Origin of the sequence: Caulobacter hibisci, assembly GCF_016135805.1 — a bacterium.
GTDB lineage: Bacteria > Pseudomonadota > Alphaproteobacteria > Caulobacterales > Caulobacteraceae > Caulobacter > Caulobacter hibisci.
In genome coordinates, this window is the sequence record NZ_JADWOX010000002.1 from 510,277 (window position 1) to 528,659 (window position 18,383).

Sequence of the window (18,383 nt, forward strand, 5' to 3'; positions counted from 1 at the left end):
CCAGTGCAATCGCTCGTCACCATCCTCGTCTTCGCCCCGCTGCTGGGCGCGATCATCGCCGGCCTGTTCGGCCGCCGGATCGGCAACGTCGCTTCGCAGTCGGTGACCACCGGCCTGCTGCTGCTGGCCTGCGGCCTGTCGTGGTTCACGTTCAGCCAGTGGACCTGGGGCCACATGGAGGCCTTCACGGTCACCCTGTTGCCGTTCATCCATATCGGCGACTTCATTGCCAACTGGTCGATCCGCATCGACGCCCTGTCGGCGACCATGCTGATCGTGGTCACGACCGTCTCGGCGCTCGTGCACGTCTATTCCTGGGGCTACATGGCCGAGGACGACAGCAAGCCGCGCTTCTTCGCGTACCTGTCGCTGTTCACCTTCGCCATGCTGTCGCTGGTCACCGCGGCCGACTTCATGCAGCTGTTCTTCGGCTGGGAAGGCGTGGGCCTGGCCTCGTACCTGCTGATCGGCTTCTGGTTCAAGAAGCCGACCGCCAGCGCCGCGGCCATCAAGGCCTTCGTGGTCAACCGCGTGGGCGACTTCGGCTTCGCCCTCGGCATCATGACCACCTACTGGGCCTTCGGCACCATCCAGTTCCACGAGCTGTTCCCGCAGATCGCGGCCGACGCCGGCCGCGCCTGGGAATTTGCCGGCCATAGCTGGCCGCTGGCCGACATCGCCTGCTTCCTGCTGTTCATCGGCGCCATGGGCAAGTCGGCGCAGTTCTTCCTGCACACCTGGCTGCCGGACGCCATGGAAGGCCCGACCCCGGTCTCGGCCCTGATCCACGCGGCCACCATGGTGACCGCCGGCGTCTACATGCTGTGCCTGCTGTCGCCGATGTTCGAATACGCCCCGGTGACCAAGAACATCGTCACGGTGATCGGCGCCATCACGGCCCTGTTCGCCGCCACGGTCGGCCTGACCCAGAACGACATCAAGCGCGTCATCGCCTACTCGACCTGTTCGCAGCTGGGCTACATGTTCTTCGCGGCCGGCGTCGGCGCCTATCAGGCGGCGATGTTCCACCTGTTCACCCACGCCTTCTTCAAGGCTCTGCTGTTCCTGGGCGCCGGTTCGGTGATCCACGGCATGCACCACGAGCAGGACATGCGGAAGTACGGCAATCTGGCCAAGCTGCTGCCGGTGACCTTCATCGCCATGACCATCGGCACGATCGCCATCACGGGTCTGGGCTTCCCGCCGCTGCACCTGGGCTTCGCCGGCTTCTACTCGAAGGACACCATCATCGAGGCGGCGTTCGCCGCGGGCGGTCACAACGGCTTCGCGCTGTTCGCCTGGGCGATCGGCGTCCTGGTGGCCGGCCTGACCTCGTTCTACTCCTGGCGCCTGGCCTTCTTCACCTTCAACGGCAAGGCTCGCTGGGGTCATGACGACCACGCCCATGATGCGCACGCTCACGACGCTCATGGTCATGCTGCTCATGGCCACGACGATCACGCGCACGCCGCCCACGGTCACGACGACCATGCCCACGGCGCGCACGACGATCACGGCCATGACGACCATGGTCACGGCCACGACCACAAGCCGCACGAAAGCCCCTGGGTGATGCTGCTGCCGCTGGTCGTGCTGTCGATCGGCGCGGTCGCCGCCGGCTTCGTGTTCACCGGCTACTTCGTGGGTCACCACCAGGAAGAGTTCTGGCGCGGCGCGATCTTCAACGCCCCCACCAACCACGTGCTGCACGAGGCCCACGAAGTGGCCGAGTGGGTGAAATGGAGCCCGCTGATCGCCTCGATCATCGGTCTGCTGATCGCGGTCTACGTCTACCTGATCAAGGGCAACGAGCGCCTCGGCCTCAAGCTCGCCGAGCGTAACGGCCCGCTGTACGTGTTCTTCTACAACAAGTGGTTCTTCGACGAACTGTACCAGGCCACCTTCGTGCGGGCCGCCAAGTTCCTCGGCGACCTGTTCTGGAAGGGCGGGGACCAGAAGATCATCGATCGCCTGGGTCCGGACGGCGTCAGCGCCGTCTCCTACGCCGTCGGCCGCAAGACGGGCAAAGCCCAGACCGGCTACGTCTACCACTATGCTTTCGTCATGCTGCTCGGCGTCGCCGGCCTGCTGACGTTCGCCCTTTACGCATTCCGTTGAGGACGGATCGATGACCGGCCTGCTCAGCCTTACGACCTTCGCTCCGCTCGTCGGCGTGGCCCTGATCCTGGGGGCGCGCGCCATCCAGGGCCCGGGTCCCAAGACCGACACCCTGTCCAAGTGGCTCGCCCTGGCGACCACCCTGGTCACCTTCGCCCTGGCGCTGGTGCTGACGCTCCAGTTCGACGCCAAGAATCCGGGCTTCCAGTTCGTGGAAGACATCGCCTGGTTCGGCGGCCTGCATTACCGCATGGGCATCGACGGCATCTCGGTGCTGCTGGTGCTGCTGACCGCCTTCCTGCTGCCGATCTGTATCGTGGCCAGCTGGAAGTCGGTGGAAAAGCGCGTCGTCGAATATCTGATCGCCTTCCTGGTCCTCGAGACCCTGGTGATCGGCGTGTTCTGCGCCCTGGACCTGGTGCTGTTCTACCTCTTCTTCGAAGGGGGCCTGGTGCCGATGTTCCTGATCATCGGCATCTGGGGCGGCAAGCGCCGGATCTACGCGGCCTACAAGTTCTTCCTCTACACGCTGCTCGGCTCGGTGCTGATGCTGGCGGCCATCCTGGCCATGATCTCGATCGCCGGCACCTCGTCGATCCCCGAGCTCATGACCTACAAGTTCGCGCCGTGGCTCCAGACCTGGCTGTGGCTGGCCTTCTTCGCCTCGTTCGCGGTGAAGATGCCGATGTGGCCGGTGCACACCTGGCTGCCTGACGCCCACGTGGAAGCCCCGACGGCGGGTTCGGTCATTCTGGCCGGCATCCTGCTGAAGATGGGCGGCTACGGCTTCATGCGCTTCAGCATCCCGATGTTCCCGAACGCTTCGGAGATGTTCCAGCCGCTGGTGTTCGCCCTGTCGGGCATCGCCATCGTATACACCTCGCTGGTCGCCTTCCGTCAGACCGACATCAAGAAGCTGATCGCCTATTCGTCGGTCGCCCACATGGGCTTCGTGACCATGGGCATCTTCTCGGGCAACGCCGCCGGCGAGCAGGGCGCCCTGTTCCAGATGATCAGCCACGGGGTGATCTCTGGCGCGCTCTTCCTCTGCGTCGGCGTCGTCTACGACCGCATGCACACCCGCGAGATCGCCTTCTACGGCGGCCTGACCAACCGCATGCCGCACTACGCCTTCGTGTTCCTGCTCTTCACGATGGGCAATGTCGGCCTGCCGGGCACCTCGGGCTTCGTCGGCGAGATCCTGACCATGACCGGGGTCTACAAGGCCTCGACCTGGACGGCGATCGTGTCGGCCACTGGCGTGATCCTGTCGGCCATGTACGCCCTGACGCTGTACCGCCGGGTCATGTACGGGGAGATCACCAACCCGGAACTGAAGACGATCAAGGACCTCGACGCGCGGGAAATCCTGCTCTTCGTGCCGCTGATCATCATGACCCTGGTTCTCGGCATCTATCCTAATCTTGTGTTCAACCTGACCGCGTCGTCCATCGACGGGCTCGTCGGCGCCTGGCGCGCCGCCGTGGGCGGGTGAGGGATCCCATGACGTTCTCCGCCAACTTCTCCCTCGTCCTGCCTGAAGTCGTTCTCGCGATTTCGGCCCTGCTGCTGCTGGTCTGGGGCGCCTTCTCCAAGAAGACCTCGCCGGTCTTCACCGGCGCCTCGGTCCTGGCCCTGGTGGTCGCGGCCGCCTTCGCCATCCACGGTCCTCACGGCCACGCCTTCAACGGCGTCTATTCGTCCGACGCCGCCGCCACCTACGCCAAGGTCGCGATCTTCCTGTTCAGCGCCCTGGCCATCGTGCTGGGCGACCGCTGGCTGGCCGCCCGCGGCGACCAGAAGTTCGAGTTCCACGTCCTGGTGATCCTGTCGGCGCTGGGCATGGGGATCACGGCCTCGGCCGGCGACCTCATCAGCCTCTATATCGGCGTCGAGCTGCAATCCCTTGCCCTGTACGTCCTGGCGGCCTTCCGCCGCGACGACGCCAAGGCTTCGGAAGCCGGCCTGAAGTACTTCGTGCTGGGCGCCCTGTCGTCGGGCATCCTGCTGTACGGCGCCTCGCTGATCTACGGCTTCGCCGGCTCGACCCGCTTCGCCGACATCGCCGCGGCCTCGCACGGCGCTCATGGCCTGGGCCTGCTGTTCGGCCTGATCTTCGTGATCTGCGGCCTGGCGTTCAAGGTTTCGGCCGCGCCGTTCCACATGTGGACGCCGGACGTCTACGAAGGCGCCCCGACCCCGGTCGTCGGCTTCTTCGCCGCCGCGCCGAAGCTGGCCGCCATGATGATGTTCGCCCGCGTGCTGGGCGACGCCTTCCCGGACGCCGTCGCCCAATGGCGCCAGGTGCTGGTCATCGCGGCCCTGCTGTCGGTGTTCGTCGGCGCCTTCGCGGGCCTGGCCCAGACCAACCTCAAGCGCCTGTGGGCCTACAGCTCGATCGCCAATGTCGGCTACGCCCTGCTGGGCGTCGCCACCGGCGGCGAGGTCGGCCTGCACTCGATGCTGGTCTTCATGGTGCTTTACATGGTCGACGTGACCGGCTTCTTCGCCTGCCTGCAGGCGCTGAGCCGCGACGGCAAGCCGCTGGAGACCATCGAGGACATGGCGGGCCTGGTGAAGGAACGTCCGGGCGTCGCCCTGGCCATGACCGCGTTCTCGCTGTCGGCCCTGGGCCTGCCGCCATTCTCGGGCTTCTGGGCCAAGTTCTACGTCTTCAAGGCCGCCATGGGCTCGGGCGACGTGGTGCTGCAATGGGCCGCCGTCATCGGTCTGGTCGGCAGCGTCGTGGCCGCCTTCTACTACCTGCGCCTGATCAAGAGCATGTGGTTCGACGCGCCGGCCGGCGTGGTGGACAAGCCGCAACCGACCGCTCGCGCGATCGGCTTCGCCGCGGCCCTGTTCTCGTTCCCGATCGTCCTGATCGCCCTGGTCTGGCTCGACCCGGCCGCTAAGGCGGCCGCGGCGGCCTTTGGCCACGCGTGACGTGACGGGCGCGTCCGTCGAGGGGCCGCCCGTCGTCGTTCTCGACGAGATCGACTCGACCAACGCCGAGGCTCGCCGCCGCGCGGAAGCGGGGCAGGCGGGCCCGGTCTGGATCGTCGGCCTGCGGCAGACCGCGGGCCGCGGTCGCCGGGGCCGCGCCTGGGAAACTGGCGACGGCAACCTGGCCGCCACGCTCCTCCTGACCACCGACAAGCCGCCGGCCGAGGCCGCCCAGGTCTCGTTCGTCGCCGCCCTGGCGGTGGCCGACCTGCTGTGCGCCTATGTCGCCGAGCGGCTGGTCAGCCTGAAATGGCCCAACGACCCGATGGTCGGCGGGCTGAAGATCAGCGGCATCCTCGTCGAATCCGGCAAGAGCGCGACGGGCGGCCTGTGGCTGGCCGTCGGCGTCGGCGTAAATCTGGCCCGCAAGCCGATCGACAGCGAGCGCCCGGCCACGGCCCTGCCGACCTGGCGGGCCGAGCCGCCGCCGTCGCCTGTCGAGGCGATCGAGATCCTGGCCGCATCCTTCGCCCGCTGGCTCGACGTCTGGACGCGCCTGGGCTTTCCCGCCATCGCCAACGCCTGGACCGCCAAGGCCCACGGCCTGGGCGAGCCTTGCACCGCGCGGCTCTCGACCGAGACGATCGAAGGGATCGCCGAGGGCCTCGACCACGATGGCGCCTTGCGCCTGCGCCTGGCCGACGGCCAACTGCGCCGGATCACCGCCGGCGACGTCTTCTTCGGAGCTTCGTGATGCTGCTGGCCATCGAACAGGGCAACACCAACACCATGTTCGCCATCCACGACGGGCAGTCGTGGATCGCCCAGTGGCGCGCCGCCACCGAGAGCACCCGCACCGCCGACGAATACGTGGTCTGGCTGTCGCAGCTGATGTCGATGCAGGGCCTGGGCTTCCGGGCCCTGGACGCCTGCATCATCTCCAGCGTCGTGCCGCAATCGCTGTTCAACCTGCGCAACCTGTCGCGCCGCTATCTGAACGTCGAGCCGCTGGTCATCGGCGAGAACGCCAAGCTCGGCGTCGATGTGCGCATCGACAAGCCCAGCGAGGCCGGCGCCGACCGCCTGGTCAACGCCGTCGGCGCGCACATGGCCTACAAGGGGCCGCTGGTCGTCATCGACAGCGGCACGGCCACGACCTTCGACGTCGTTGGCGCTGATGGCGCCTTCGAGGGCGGCATCATAGCCCCCGGCATCAATCTTTCCATGCAGGCCCTGCACGAAGCGGCCGCCAAGCTGCCCCGCATCGCCATCCAGCGTCCCTCGCGCAACCGGGTCGTGGGCACCGACACCGTAAGCGCCATGCAATCGGGCGTGTTCTGGGGCTATATCTCACTCATCGAAGGGCTGGTCTCGCGCATCAAGGCCGAGCGCGGCGAGCCCCTGACCGTGGTCGCCACCGGCGGCGTCGCCTCGCTGTTCGAGGGCGCCACCGACAGCATCGACCACTTCGACCCTGATCTGACCATCCGTGGTCTCCTCGAAATTCATCGCCGCAACACCCAATTAGAGACCGAATGACAAAGCACCCCCAAGACGAACTCGTTTTCCTGCCCCTGGGCGGGTCGAACGAGATCGGCATGAACTTCAATCTGTACGGCTTCGGGCCGGCGCACGATCGCAAGTGGATCGTCGTCGACCTGGGCGTGACCTTCGGCGACCAGACCACGCCGGGCGTCGAGATCATCCTGCCCGATCCGGAATATATCGTCCCCTATGCCAAGGACATTCTGGGCATCGTCCTGACCCACGCCCACGAGGATCACCTGGGCGCCGTGGCCTGGCTTTGGCCGCAGCTGAAGGCGCCCGTCTACGCGACGCCGTTCACCGCCTTCCTGCTGCGCGAGAAGCTGCGCGACGCCAACCTGCTGGACGAGGTCAAGATCCACGAAGTGCCGCTGAGCGGCAGCTTCGACCTGGGGCCGTTCCACCTGGAAATGGTCACCCTGACCCACTCGATCCCCGAGCCGAACGGCCTGGCGATCAAGACCCCGCTGGGCACCATCCTGCACACCGGCGACTGGAAGATCGATCCCGATCCCCAGCTGGGCGCGGCCACCGACATCGACGCCCTGCGCCGCCTCGGCGACGAGGGCGTGCTGGCCATGGTCTGCGACAGCACCAACGTCTTCGTCGAGGGCACGGCCGGCTCGGAAGCCGACGTCCGCATCGAGATGAACAAGCTGATCGCGAGCCTCTCGGGCAAGATCGCCGTGGCCTGCTTCGCCTCGAACGTGGCGCGCATGGACACCGTGATCCGCGCCGCCCAGGCCGCCGGCCGCAAGGTCTGCCTGGCCGGCCGCTCGATGCACCGCATGGCCGCCGCCGCCCGCTCGGTCGGTCTGCTGGACGGCCTGGAGCCGTTCGTCACCGACGATCAGGCCAAGCACATGCCTGAGAACGAGATCCTCTATCTCTGCACCGGCAGCCAGGGCGAGGCGAGGGCGGCCCTGGCCCGCATCGCCGAGGGCAACCACCCGCATGTGAAGCTCTCCTCGGGCGACCACGTGGTGTTCAGCTCGCGGGTCATCCCGGGCAACGAGATCCCGATCCGCAACCTGCAGAACAAGCTGGCCGACCGCGGCGTGCGCCTGCACACCGAGCGCGACACCCCCGGCATCCACGTCTCGGGCCACCCGTGCCGCGACGAGCTCAAGCAGATGTACCAGTGGGCCCGGCCGCAGATCGCCGTGCCGACTCACGGCGAGCGCCGCCACCTGCTCGAGCACGCCGCCTTCGCCAAGGACCTGCAGGTCCCGCACGCCGTTTCGCCCCGTAACGGCGACATGGTACGCTTGGCCCCCGGCCACCCGGAGATCATCGACGAGGTGCCGGCCGGTCGCCTGTACGTCGACGGCGGCGTCGTGACGCCTGAGAACGGCGAGGCCCTGCGCGAGCGTCGCCACGCGGCGTTCAACGGCGTGCTGGCCGTGTCGATCGTGCTCGACGGGCGCAACAAGGTGGTCTCGGGCCCGCAGGTCCGCGGCCTTGGCCTGGCCGGCGACGAGGAATATCCCCTCGACGAGGCGCTGGACGACTTGGCGGAAGAGGCCGAAGAGGCCTTCAAGCGCCTGTCGGGCGACGATCGCGAGATCGACGAGACCATCGAGAACGCCATCTCGCGCGCCGTGAAGAAGGCCGCCTTCCGCATCTGGGAACGCAAGCCGGTCGTCGAGACGACCGTCCTGCGGCTCTAGCATGACCACGCCAGAGGATCCGATCCCGGTCGAAGCGCCGCGTGAGCGGCTTTTCGGCCGGAGTCCGGCCATCCTCTGGTCCGAGGCCTGGCCGGTGATCGTCATGCTGATGGCGATCTGGCTCGCCATGCTGGTCCAGTCGGCGGGCGAGCTGCTCGGCGCGGGCGAGACGATCTTCGTGCTCGGCGGCCTCTGGAAGCCGGGGGTCTACCAGGGTCTGTGGTGGACCCCGCTGACCCACATGTTCGTGCACATGAGCTGGGGCCAGGAGTGGGGCTGGCTGCACGTCGTCTTCAACAGCGGCGGACTGGTCGCCCTCGGGCCGGCGATCGCCCAGCGGTTCGGCCGAGACGCGCTGGGCGGGCTGCTGTTCCTCGTCTTCTACCTCGTCTGCGGCTTGGCCGGGGCGGGGGCGTTCCTGCTGCTGGGCGCCGACCAGGTGCTGGTCGTCGGGGCCTCCGGAGCGATCTTCGGCCTCTGGGGCGCGCTCGCGCGGCTCAGTGGACCGGGAGAGGCGAAGCTCGCACCGATCTTCGCTCCGTCCGTGCTGCGCCAGGTGGGCTCGGCCGTGATTTCCAACCTCGTCGTCCTGGGAGCCGCCTTCGGCTACGGCGCGGTGTCGGGGGGAGCGGGCGGCATCGCCTGGCAGGCCCACCTGGGCGGTTTCCTGGCCGGTTTCCTGCTGATCCAGGTCATGCCCGCCCGCTTCCATTGGCTGAAGGTCGCGCGCCCCGCGTGAAGGCCCCGCTTGACTGCCGTACGCGGAGGCTGGGTTAGTTGGCGCAAGATCCAGCAGCCAGGACCCACGCACCATGATCGGCAGGCTCAACCACGTCGGCGTCGCCACCCCCTCCATCGACGAGTCGGTGAAGATGTACCGCGAACTGCTCGGCGCCACCTCGGTGACCGACAAGTGGGCCATGCCCGAGCAGGGGGTCTGGGTGTGCTTCGTCAACCTGCCTAACAGCCAGATCGAGCTGATCGAGCCCTATGGCGAGAACTCGCCGATCCACGGCTTTCTCGCCAAGAACCCCAGGGGCGGCCAGCACCACATCTGCTTCGAGGTCGACGACATCCACGCGGCGCGTGATTCCCTGGTCGCCAAGGGCGCCACCGTGCTAGGCGAACCTCGGATCGGCGCCCATGGCACGCTGATCGTCTTCGTTCACCCCAAGGACATGGGCGGCCTGCTCGTGGAATTGATGGAAAGCCCCAAGGACGCGCATCACTGATGGGCCCGATCACCAGCATCGCGATCTTCCTGACCATCTGGTGGACGGTGCTGTTCGCGGTCCTGCCGCTCGGTACGCGCAGCTTTCACGAGATGGGAATCGAGCCGCCGCCGGGTGCGGATCCTGGCGCGCCGGTCAATCCGAACCTCAAGCGCAAGTTCCTGACCACCACGTGGATAGCGGCGGCGCTGTTCGCGGTGCTGTGGCTGGTGGTGAAGTTCCACCTGGTGACTCTGCCCGACCTGCCCTCGACCTACTGAAAAATTTGCAGAACGGGCCCGGGCGCCCAAGCCTTGGGCGAGGGCCGGCCTTCTGCCCGCAAAACGCCTATCGGTTGGGCGAAACAGGCCGACTTGCCAGCTTGGCGGCAATCGGATGCCCCAACAGCCGTTCGGCAGGCCTAGATTGTCATGACGAGGCCGGGTTCGGCCTTGCTCTGTGGCGTCTTCCCCGACGATGAACTTGATGGCCGCGCGAGTGAACCGCGCGGCCTTCTTTTCGTTATGGCTCCGTTCGAGGGCGTTAGGTGAAAGTGAGCGCGGTTTCGCGTCCGGACGTCCTCGACAACTCAAAATGCCATCTTTTCGCCGCGCGCGTTGCCAAGCTGAACGGCGACCGGCTATCTCAACGCCTCGAATTCCCCCGGAGACGTCTCTTCCATGCGCCTGTCGCGCTACTTCCTGCCCGTCCTGAAAGAAGCTCCCTCCGACGCCCAGATCGCCTCGCACCAGCTGATGCTGCGCGCTGGCATGATCCGGCAGGAAGCCGCCGGCATCTACGCTTGGCTGCCGCTGGGCCTGCGCGTGCTCAACAAGGTCGAGCAGATCGTCCGTGAGGAGATGGACCGGGCCGGCGCCATCGAGCTCTTGATGCCGACCCTGCAACTGGCCGACCTGTGGCGCGAGTCGGGGCGCTACGACGCCTACGGCCCGGAGATGCTGCGCATCACCGACCGCCATGAGCGCGAGCTGCTGTACGGGCCCACCAACGAGGAAATGGTCACCGAGATCTTCCGGGGCTCGGTGAAGTCCTACAAGGACCTGCCCAAGAACCTCTATCACGTGCAGTGGAAGTTCCGCGACGAGCGCCGCCCGCGCTTCGGCGTCATGCGCGGCCGCGAGTTCCTGATGAAGGACGCCTACAGCTTCGACCTCGACGCCGAGGGCGCGCGCAAGTCCTACAACCGCATGTTCGTGGCCTATCTGAACCTGTTCTCGCGGATGGGCCTGAAGGCCGTGCCGATGCGCGCGGACACCGGCCCGATCGGCGGCGACCTGAGCCACGAGTTCATCGTCCTGGCCGAGACCGGCGAAAGCGCCGTCTTCTGCCACAAGGACCTGGTCGAGATGGCCGCGCCCGGTCCCGACGTCGACTGGTACGGCGACCTGCAGCCGCTGGTCGACCAGCGCACCGCGCTCTACGCCGCGACCGAGGAAATGCACGACGAAGCCGCCTTCGACGCCATCCCCGAGGGCGACCGCCTGTCGGCCCGCGGCATCGAGGTCGGCCACATCTTCTCGTTCGGCACGAAGTATTCCGAGCCGATGAAGGCCTACGTCATGGGTCCCGACGGCAAGGAAGTGCCGGCCCAGATGGGCAGCTACGGCGTCGGCGTCTCGCGCCTGCTGGGCGCGATCATCGAGGCCAGCCACGACGAGGGCGGCATCATCTGGCCGGAAAGCGTCGCGCCCTACCACGTGGGCATCGTCAACATGCGCCAGGGCGACGCGGCCTGCGACGGCGTCTGCGACGGCGCCTACAAGGCCCTGCAGGCGGCCGGCGTCGACGTGCTCTATGACGACACCGACGCTCGCGGCGGCGCCAAGTTCGCCACCATGGACCTGATCGGCCTGCCTTGGCAGCTGATCGTCGGCCCCAAGGGCGTGGCCGAGGGCGTGGTCGAGCTGAAGAACCGCAAGACCGGCGAACGGGTCACCGAGCCGCTCGACGCGGCCGTGGCCCGCCTGACCGGCAAGGCCGCCGCCTGATGGCGCTCGGCGCGGGGCCTTTCGGGACCTGGGAGCGGACGGTCGCCTGGCGTTACCTGCGCACCAAGCGCAAGAACGGCGGCGTCGCCCTGATCTCGGTCATCTCGTTCAGCGCGGTGATGCTGGCGGTCTTCGCCCTGATCACCGTGATGAGCGTCATGAACGGCTTCCGCGCCGAGCTTCTCGGCCGGCTGCTCGGCTTCAACGGCCACATCTACGCCCAGGGGCCGCTCGTGAATGGCCCCGACCGCGAGGGCGTCATCGCCCGCATCAAGGCCGTGCCCGGCGTGATCCAGGCAGCGCCCCTGGTCGAGGCCCAGGCCATGGTCATCGGTCCCAACCAGGTGACCGGCGCCATCGTTCGCGGCGTCAATCCGGCCGATCTGCGCGGCATGAAGCTGATCTCGGCCAACATCAAGCAGGGCTCGCTCGACGGCTTCGGCGAGGGCGAGTACGGCGGCGACATGGTGCTGATCGGCGACCGCATGGCCCGCAATCTGGGCCTCTCGGTCGGCGACCCGATCACCCTGATCTCGCCCTCAGGCCCGGCCACCGCCTTCGGCACCTCGACCCGAGAAAAGGACTATGTCGTCGGCGGGATCTTCAGCGTCGGCATGAGCCAGTTCGACGAGTCCTACGTGATGATGCCGCTGGCCCAGGCGCAGCCGTTCTTCGGGCGCGACACGGCCATCGACTATGTCGAGGTCAAGCTCACCGACCCCGACAACGCCAAGCTGGCCAAGGCCACCATCGAGCAGGCAGTCGGCCCGGGCGCCTTCATCACCGACTGGATGGACAAGAACAGCAGCTACTTCAACGCCTTGCAGGTCGAGCGCAAGGTCATGCGGCTGATCCTGTTCTTCATCGTCGCCATCGCGACCCTGAACATCATCTCCGGCCTGGTCATGCTGGTGAAGAACAAGGGCCGCGACATCGCCATCCTGCGCACCATGGGGGCCAGCCAGTCGTCGATCCTGCGGATCTTCATCATGGCCGGCGCCTCGATCGGCCTGGCCGGCACCCTGACCGGCCTGCTCTTGGGCGTGCTGTTCTGCGCCAACATCACGGCGATCCAGAGCTTCGTCGAATGGGCCACCGGCACGTCGGTGTTCAGCGCCGACATCTATTTCCTGGCCCACATCCCGGCCAAGATCGACTGGGCCGAGGTGGGCGGCATCGTCGCCATCTCCACCCTGATGAGCATCCTGGCCACCCTGCCGCCGGCCCTGCGCGCCTCGCGCCTCGATCCGGTGGAGGCCCTTCGCTATGAATAGTCCCGTCCTGTCCCTGCGCGGCCTCGAGCGCACCTATGTCACCGAGGCGGGCAAGTTGACCGTGCTGCGCGGCGCCGACCTCGACGTCTATCCCGGCGAAGTGGTCGGCCTGATCGGCCCGTCGGGCTCGGGCAAGTCGTCGCTGCTGCACGCCGCCGGCCTGCTGGAGCGCCCCGACGCCGGTATCGTCGCCGTCGACGGCAAGGACTGCTCCAAGCTGTCCGAGCGCCAGCGCACCAAGGTGCGGCTGTCGACCGTCGGCTTCGTCTACCAGTTCCACCATCTGCTGCCGGAGTTCTCGGCCGCCGAGAACGTGGAGATGCCGCAGATGATCGCCGGCAAGGGCCGTGGCGAGGCGCGCGAGCGGGCCGTGGCTCTGCTCAGCCAGCTAGGCCTTTCCGCCCGCGTCGATCACCAGCCCGGCCAGATGTCGGGCGGCGAGCAGCAGCGCGTGGCCATCGCCCGCGCCCTGGCCAATTCGCCCAAGCTGCTGCTGGCCGACGAGCCGACCGGCAACCTGGATCCCGCGACCTCGGCCGCCACCTTCCAGGCGCTCTATGACCTGGCGCGCGGCCAGGGCGTCGCCGCCCTGATCGCCACCCACAACATGGAGCTGGCCCGATACATGGACCGGGTCTTCGCCCTGCGCGACGGCCACCTGGAGCCGCAGACCTTTTAGGGGCTAGAGCAGGGCGTCCCGCATCGCGTTGAAGAACCCCGCCTGGTCGATCTTCTTGATCACCCGGGCGTTGGGCTCGCGGCGCTTGAGGGCCGGGTCGGCGATCTCGATGTCCGGCAGGATCGAGTGCGAGACGCTGAGATAGCCGCGTGTCAGCTCGCCCTGGATCTCGACGTCGATGACGCAGCGCTCGGCGTCCAGCACCAGAGCCTCGTCCAGCATGGCCGCGCAGGTCAGGGCGTCGGGGTGCAGGCTGCCGTCCAGGCCCTCGGTGTCGCGGGCGAAGGCCAGCGAGGCCTCGTTGACCTTGGTGAAGAACCTGGCGCGCGGCGTGCCGATCGCGTCGAGTTCGGCCAGTTGCGCCGTGGTCAGCAGGCCGTCGCGCAGGGTCTGGGTCCAGGTCACCACGTGCAGGTCAAAGCCGGCGTTGACGACGATCTTGGCCGCCTCCGGGTCGACATAGAAATTGTATTCGGCCGCTGGGGTGACGTTGCCGACCCCGTTGTCAGTGCCGCCCATCACCCACAGGGCCTTGGCGGCCTGGGCGATGGCCGGCTCGCGCAGCACGGCCAGGGCGATGTTGGTCAGCGGCGCCTGGGCCAGCAGGGTGATCTCGCCGGGCGCTTCCATCACCCGCCGCACGATCTCGTCGGCCGCGTGGCCGGGGGAGGGGCGCTGGGCGGTCTTGGCGAAGGCCGCGTCGCTCATGCCGTCGGCGCCGAACACATAGGCCGCGTCCAGCGGGATGCGGCTGAACGGCTTGCCGGCCCCCAGATAGACCGGAACGCCGGCCGCCTCGCAGGCCTCCAGCGTGACCAGGGCGTTCTCGGCGTGCTGCTCGAAGCCGACATTGCCGTGGCTGATGGTGATGGCCTCGACGGTCACGCCCGGGCGGCGCAGGGCCAGCATCAGGGAGAAGACGTCGTCTCCGGCGGTGTCGGTGTCGATGATCAGGCGCATGGTCGGGCTTCTGCCGCTTTCGAGCCGTCATGGCCAGAGCGGCAAGGTTGAACCGCGTCCATCAGCCCCGCGCGACAAAAAAGCGCGCAACGCGCCTGTGGACTATTGTGATGGGAACAAAAGGGGAATAAAGAACAAAACAGCAACTGGTCAACGAGCTGTGGAGGGATGTTATGGTCCGGATCGCACGTGAGTCTTTGGCGCTTGTATCTGTCGCCGGCTTCGTCTGGATGATGTGTTCGGTCGCCCAGTTGGTGGCCTGAGTCGATAAAGCAGCGAGGTCATGGTCATGTCGGGTGTGGAAGGTCAGGGTTTCGTCCACCTCCGCGTCCGGTCAGCCTATTCGCTGCTGGAAGGGGCCATCAAGGCCGACAAGATCCCGAGCATGACGGCCGCCGGCGGCATGCCCGCGGTGGGGATCACCGACCGCGCCAACCTGTTTGGCGCTCTGGAATTTTCCGTCTACGCCAAGGACAACGGAGTTCAGCCGCTGATCGGCTGCGCCCTGCCGGTCAACGGCATCGGCGCCAAGCCGTCCGAGCGTTGGGCGCGCGAGCCGACGATCACCCTGCTGGTGCAGAATGAGAAGGGCTATCTGAACCTCTCGGAACTGTCGTCCCTGGCCTATCTGGAAAGCGGCGAACTGGCCGAGCCGGTGGTGCCCTGGGCCAAGGTGGTCGAGCATTCGGAAGGCCTGATCCTGCTGTCGGGCGGAACCGACGGTCCGGTGGACTCGCTGCTCGCCGCCGGCAAGACCGCCGAGGGCCATGCGGCCCTGGCGGAGATGCAGCGGGCGTTCGGCGACCGCTTCTATGTCGAGCTCCAGCGCCACGGCCTGCCCCAGCAGGCGGCGGCCGAGCCGGGGCTGGTCGATTGGGCCTATGACCACGACGCGCCGCTGGTGGCGACCAACGACTGCTACTACGCCAAGCCCGAGCTCTACGACGCCCACGACGCGCTGCTGTGCATCGCCGACGGCTCCTTCGTCGGCCAGGACGAGCGGCGGCGGGTGACGCCCGAGCACTGGTTCAAGCCGGCCGACGCGATGCGCAAGCTGTTCGCCGACCTGCCCGAAGCCTGCGACAACACCCTCGACATCGCCCGGCGCTGCGCCTTCATGGTCAAGAAGCGCGACCCGATCCTGCCCAGCTTCCCCACCGGCGACGGCCGCAACGAAGCCGAGGAACTGGCCCACCAGGCCCGCGAAGGCCTGCGCAAGCGGCTCGACGGCCTGACCCTGGCGATGGAAGAACACGTCTACTGGGAACGGCTCGACTTCGAGCTGGGCATCATCGTCAAGATGGGCTTCCCCGGCTACTTCCTGATCGTTTCCGACTTCATCAAGTGGGGCAAGGACCACGGCATTCCGGTCGGTCCGGGGCGGGGGTCGGGCGCCGGTTCGCTGGTCGCCTGGGTGCTGACCATCACCGATCTCGACCCGCTGCGCTTTGGCCTGCTGTTCGAGCGCTTCCTCAATCCCGAGCGGGTCTCGATGCCCGACTTCGACGTCGACTTCTGCCAGGAGCGGCGCGAAGAGGTCATCGCCTACGTCCAGGACAAGTACGGTCGCGACCGCGTGGCCCAGATCATCACCTTCGGTTCGTTGCAGGCGCGCGCCGTGCTGCGCGACGTCGGCCGGGTGATGCAGCTGCCGTTGGGCTTGGTCGATCGTCTCTGCAAGATGGTGCCCAACAACCCGGCTGCGCCGGTGACCCTGGCCCAGGCCATCGACATCGAGCCGCGCCTCAAGCAGGCCAAGAACGAAGACGCCAACGTCTCCAACTGCCTGGACGTGGCCCTGCAGCTGGAAGGCCTGTTCCGCAACGCCTCGACCCACGCCGCCGGCGTTGTGATCGGCGACCGGCCCCTGACCCAGCTTACGCCACTCTACAAGGATCCGCGCTCGGACTTTCCGGCCACCCAGTTCAACATGAAGTGGGTCGAGAGCGCCGGCCTGGTGAAGTTCGATTTCCTGGGCCTGAAGACCCTGACCGTGCTCGACCGCGCGGTGAAGCACCTGCGCAAGCGCGGCATGGAGGTCGATCTCGGCCGCCTGCCGTTCGACGACACCAAGAGCTACGAGCTGCTCGCCTCGGGCCAGACGGTCGGGGTGTTCCAGCTCGAAAGCCAGGGCATGCGCGACACCCTGCGCAAGATGCGCTGCGGCTCGATCGAGGAGATCACCGCGCTGATCTCGCTCTATCGCCCTGGCCCGATGGACAACATCGACACCTTCGTCGACTGCAAATTCGGCCGAAAGCCCGTCGACACCCTGCACCCGTCGCTGGAAGGCGTGCTGCGCGAGACCTATGGCGTCATCGTCTACCAGGAACAGGTGATGCAGATCGCCCAGATCCTGGCCGGCTACAGCCTGGGCGAGGCCGACCTGCTGCGTCGCGCCATGGGCAAGAAGAAGAAGGAGGAGATGGATCTCCAGAAGATCCGTTTCGTCTCCGGCGCCAAGGAAAAGGGCGTGCCCGAGGATCAGTCGGGCTCGATCTTCGAACTGGTGGCCAAGTTCGCCGGCTACGGCTTCAACAAGAGTCACGCGGCCGCCTACGCCCTGATCGCCTATCAGACGGCCTGGCTGAAGGCCAACACGCCGGTCGAGTTCCTCGCCGCGTCGATGAGCCTCGATATCTCCAACACCGACAAGCTGGCGGTCTTCCATCAGGACGCCCGTCGCTTCTCGATCACGGTGCGGGCTCCCGACGTCAATCGCTCGGGCGCCGACTTCGAGGTCGAGAACGGCGAGGTGCTCTACGCCCTCGGCGCAGTGCGCAACGTCGGTCTCGAAGCCATGAAGCACCTCGTCGCCGTGCGCGAGGAGGGCGGGCCGTTCCGCGACATCTTCGACTTCGTCGAGCGGGTCGATCCCAAGCAGGTCAATAAGCGCGCCATCGAAAACCTGGCCCGGGCCGGGGCCTTCGACTCGCTGCACAAGAACCGCGCCCAGGTGTTCGCCAACGCCGACGTGCTGATCGCCCACGGCCAGAGCATCGCCGCCGACCGTCAGGGCGGCCAGCACGCCCTGTTTGGCGGCGACGCCGCCGCCAGCCGGCCGCGCCTGAAGAAGGTCGAACCGTGGACCCAGGTCGATCTGCTCGACGAGGAACTGTCGGCTGTCGGCTTCTACCTGACCGGCCACCCGCTGGAGGACATGATCGGCATGCTGCGCCGCCGGCGCACGGTCATGCTGACCGAGGCCCTGGCCCAGGCCGAGGCCGGCGCCGAGGCCCTGCGGATGTGCGGCATCGTCCGTCGCCGCCAGGAGCGCGCCTCGCAGAGCGGCGAGCGCTTCGCCTTCGTCTCGCTGTCGGATCCGTCCGGCGAATATGAGGTGCTGTTCCCGCCGGAATCCCTGCGCAAGTGCCGAGACGTGCTGGAGCCGGGCAAGGGCGTGGTCATCAAGGTTCGGTCCAAGGCCCGCGACGGCGAGGTGCGGTTCTTCGGCGACGACGCCGAGCCGATCGAGAAGGCCATCGAGAACGTCGTCGCCGGCCTGCGCGTGCACCTGTCGCCCTCGGCCACCGAGATCGAGGCCCTCAAGCGCCGCATCGAGCCGGCCGCGGCCCAGAAGGGCGGCGAGATCAGCTTCGTGGCGGCGCTGGGCGGCGGTCGCGAGATCGAGCTGAAGCTGCCGGGCCGCTACACCCTCGACGCCTCGCTGCGCGGCGCTCTGAAGACAGCGCCGGGCGTGGCGCTGCTGGAAGACATCTAGCGGCGCGCCCCGTTCGGCTTGGGTGCGTCGATATGTGGGTCCGGGCCGAGAGGCTTGCGGTTTGGCGGGACGCGCAACGACCATGCGCCAGAGCGCGCCAGGGTCAGGTGTGTGCGGTTCGCCCGCGCGGGCGCGCCCTGGATGTGCGAAGCCTGGAGCCTGTTGCGGGGCCGCCGGGGCGAGGATCGATCGTCGACGCCGTTTGCAGTGGCGGCTTGCGGTGGCCCTTTGTCGTGAGCGTTTGCAATGTTCT

15 protein-coding genes are annotated in these 18,383 nt (G+C 67.4%); 14 read left to right on the forward strand and 1 reads right to left on the reverse strand.

Annotated elements, in window-relative coordinates; genetic code table 11:
* The first annotated feature begins 3 nt into the window (after positions 1–3).
* The 12 genes from nuoL (at position 4) to I4Q42_RS05560 (ending at position 13,449) form a co-directional block, all read left to right on the forward strand.
* The gene (gene nuoL / locus I4Q42_RS05505) at positions 4–2,118 is read left to right on the forward strand and encodes an NADH-quinone oxidoreductase subunit L (RefSeq protein WP_198575049.1); all 2,115 of its coding nucleotides are present in this window, start codon (positions 4–6) and stop codon (positions 2,116–2,118) included.
* A gap of 10 nt (positions 2,119–2,128) precedes the next feature.
* Complete coding sequence (locus I4Q42_RS05510; RefSeq protein WP_198575050.1) at positions 2,129–3,613, forward strand: NADH-quinone oxidoreductase subunit M; 1,485 nt, start codon at positions 2,129–2,131, stop codon at positions 3,611–3,613.
* A gap of 8 nt (positions 3,614–3,621) precedes the next feature.
* On the forward strand, positions 3,622–5,061 hold the full coding sequence (nuoN, locus tag I4Q42_RS05515) for an NADH-quinone oxidoreductase subunit NuoN (protein WP_198575051.1): 1,440 nt from the start codon (positions 3,622–3,624) through the stop codon (positions 5,059–5,061).
* A 1-nt stretch (position 5,062) separates the two neighbouring features.
* The gene (locus I4Q42_RS05520) at positions 5,063–5,815 is read left to right on the forward strand and encodes a biotin--[acetyl-CoA-carboxylase] ligase (protein WP_198575052.1); all 753 of its coding nucleotides are present in this window, start codon (positions 5,063–5,065) and stop codon (positions 5,813–5,815) included.
* Positions 5,812–6,600 carry a type III pantothenate kinase gene (locus tag I4Q42_RS05525; protein ID WP_198575053.1) on the forward strand — a complete coding sequence of 263 codons (789 nt, stop codon included), beginning with the start codon at positions 5,812–5,814 and terminating at the stop codon, positions 6,598–6,600. The genes I4Q42_RS05520 and I4Q42_RS05525 overlap by 4 nt, the downstream gene beginning before the upstream one ends.
* Entirely contained in the window at positions 6,597–8,276 is a 1,680-nt protein-coding gene (locus I4Q42_RS05530) for a ribonuclease J (protein ID WP_198575054.1), read from the forward strand. Before I4Q42_RS05525 ends, I4Q42_RS05530 begins: the two co-directional genes overlap by 4 nt.
* Position 8,277: 1 nt before the next feature.
* The gene (locus tag I4Q42_RS05535) at positions 8,278–9,015 is read left to right on the forward strand and encodes a rhomboid family intramembrane serine protease (protein WP_198575055.1); all 738 of its coding nucleotides are present in this window, start codon (positions 8,278–8,280) and stop codon (positions 9,013–9,015) included.
* Between the two features lie 73 nt (positions 9,016–9,088).
* The gene (gene mce / locus I4Q42_RS05540) at positions 9,089–9,508 is read left to right on the forward strand and encodes a methylmalonyl-CoA epimerase (RefSeq protein ID WP_198575056.1); all 420 of its coding nucleotides are present in this window, start codon (positions 9,089–9,091) and stop codon (positions 9,506–9,508) included.
* Positions 9,508–9,768, forward strand: a complete 261-nt coding sequence (locus I4Q42_RS05545; protein ID WP_198575057.1) for a DUF1467 family protein — start codon at positions 9,508–9,510, stop codon at positions 9,766–9,768. The genes mce and I4Q42_RS05545 overlap by 1 nt, the downstream gene beginning before the upstream one ends.
* Before the next feature lie 399 nt (positions 9,769–10,167).
* Positions 10,168–11,496, forward strand: a complete 1,329-nt coding sequence (gene proS, locus I4Q42_RS05550) for a proline--tRNA ligase (RefSeq protein WP_198575058.1) — start codon at positions 10,168–10,170, stop codon at positions 11,494–11,496.
* Positions 11,496–12,770: a lipoprotein-releasing ABC transporter permease subunit gene (locus tag I4Q42_RS05555; protein ID WP_198575059.1), complete on the forward strand. Its 1,275-nt coding sequence runs from the start codon at positions 11,496–11,498 to the stop codon at positions 12,768–12,770. Before proS ends, I4Q42_RS05555 begins: the two co-directional genes overlap by 1 nt.
* Positions 12,763–13,449, forward strand: a complete 687-nt coding sequence (locus I4Q42_RS05560) for an ABC transporter ATP-binding protein (RefSeq protein WP_198575060.1) — start codon at positions 12,763–12,765, stop codon at positions 13,447–13,449. The genes I4Q42_RS05555 and I4Q42_RS05560 overlap by 8 nt, the downstream gene beginning before the upstream one ends.
* Positions 13,450–13,452: 3 nt before the next feature.
* On the opposite strand, the gene I4Q42_RS05565 is transcribed toward I4Q42_RS05560, so the two are convergent.
* Positions 13,453–14,409 carry a nucleoside hydrolase gene (locus I4Q42_RS05565; RefSeq protein WP_198575061.1) on the reverse strand — a complete coding sequence of 319 codons (957 nt, stop codon included), beginning with the start codon at positions 14,407–14,409 and terminating at the stop codon, positions 13,453–13,455.
* Between the two features lie 173 nt (positions 14,410–14,582).
* On the opposite strand from I4Q42_RS05565, the gene sidA reads away from it, so the two are divergent.
* Both sidA and dnaE read left to right on the forward strand, forming a co-directional pair.
* The gene (gene sidA, locus I4Q42_RS05570; RefSeq protein ID WP_058346375.1) at positions 14,583–14,672 is read left to right on the forward strand and encodes a cell division inhibitor SidA; all 90 of its coding nucleotides are present in this window, start codon (positions 14,583–14,585) and stop codon (positions 14,670–14,672) included.
* Between the two features lie 26 nt (positions 14,673–14,698).
* Complete coding sequence (dnaE, locus tag I4Q42_RS05575) at positions 14,699–18,130, forward strand: DNA polymerase III subunit alpha (protein WP_198575179.1); 3,432 nt, start codon at positions 14,699–14,701, stop codon at positions 18,128–18,130.
* Positions 18,131–18,383 lie beyond the last annotated feature (253 nt).

Bases quoted from the DNA above. Each gene is read 5' to 3' on its own strand.
- proS (WP_198575058.1), top strand. From the start codon at position 10,168: ATGCGCCTGTCGCGCTACTTCCTGCCCGTCCTGAAAGAAGCTCCCTCC.
- I4Q42_RS05545 (WP_198575057.1), top strand. From the start codon at position 9,508: ATGGGCCCGATCACCAGCATCGCGATCTTCCTGACCATCTGGTGGACG.
- I4Q42_RS05535 (WP_198575055.1), top strand. From the start codon at position 8,278: ATGACCACGCCAGAGGATCCGATCCCGGTCGAAGCGCCGCGTGAGCGG.
- I4Q42_RS05565 (WP_198575061.1), bottom strand. From the start codon at position 14,409: ATGCGCCTGATCATCGACACCGACACCGCCGGAGACGACGTCTTCTCC.
- dnaE (WP_198575179.1), top strand. From the start codon at position 14,699: ATGTCGGGTGTGGAAGGTCAGGGTTTCGTCCACCTCCGCGTCCGGTCA.
- sidA (WP_058346375.1), top strand. From the start codon at position 14,583: ATGGTCCGGATCGCACGTGAGTCTTTGGCGCTTGTATCTGTCGCCGGC.
- I4Q42_RS05555 (WP_198575059.1), top strand. From the start codon at position 11,496: ATGGCGCTCGGCGCGGGGCCTTTCGGGACCTGGGAGCGGACGGTCGCC.
- nuoN (WP_198575051.1), top strand. From the start codon at position 3,622: ATGACGTTCTCCGCCAACTTCTCCCTCGTCCTGCCTGAAGTCGTTCTC.
- mce (WP_198575056.1), top strand. From the start codon at position 9,089: ATGATCGGCAGGCTCAACCACGTCGGCGTCGCCACCCCCTCCATCGAC.
- I4Q42_RS05510 (WP_198575050.1), top strand. From the start codon at position 2,129: ATGACCGGCCTGCTCAGCCTTACGACCTTCGCTCCGCTCGTCGGCGTG.
- I4Q42_RS05530 (WP_198575054.1), top strand. From the start codon at position 6,597: ATGACAAAGCACCCCCAAGACGAACTCGTTTTCCTGCCCCTGGGCGGG.
- I4Q42_RS05560 (WP_198575060.1), top strand. From the start codon at position 12,763: ATGAATAGTCCCGTCCTGTCCCTGCGCGGCCTCGAGCGCACCTATGTC.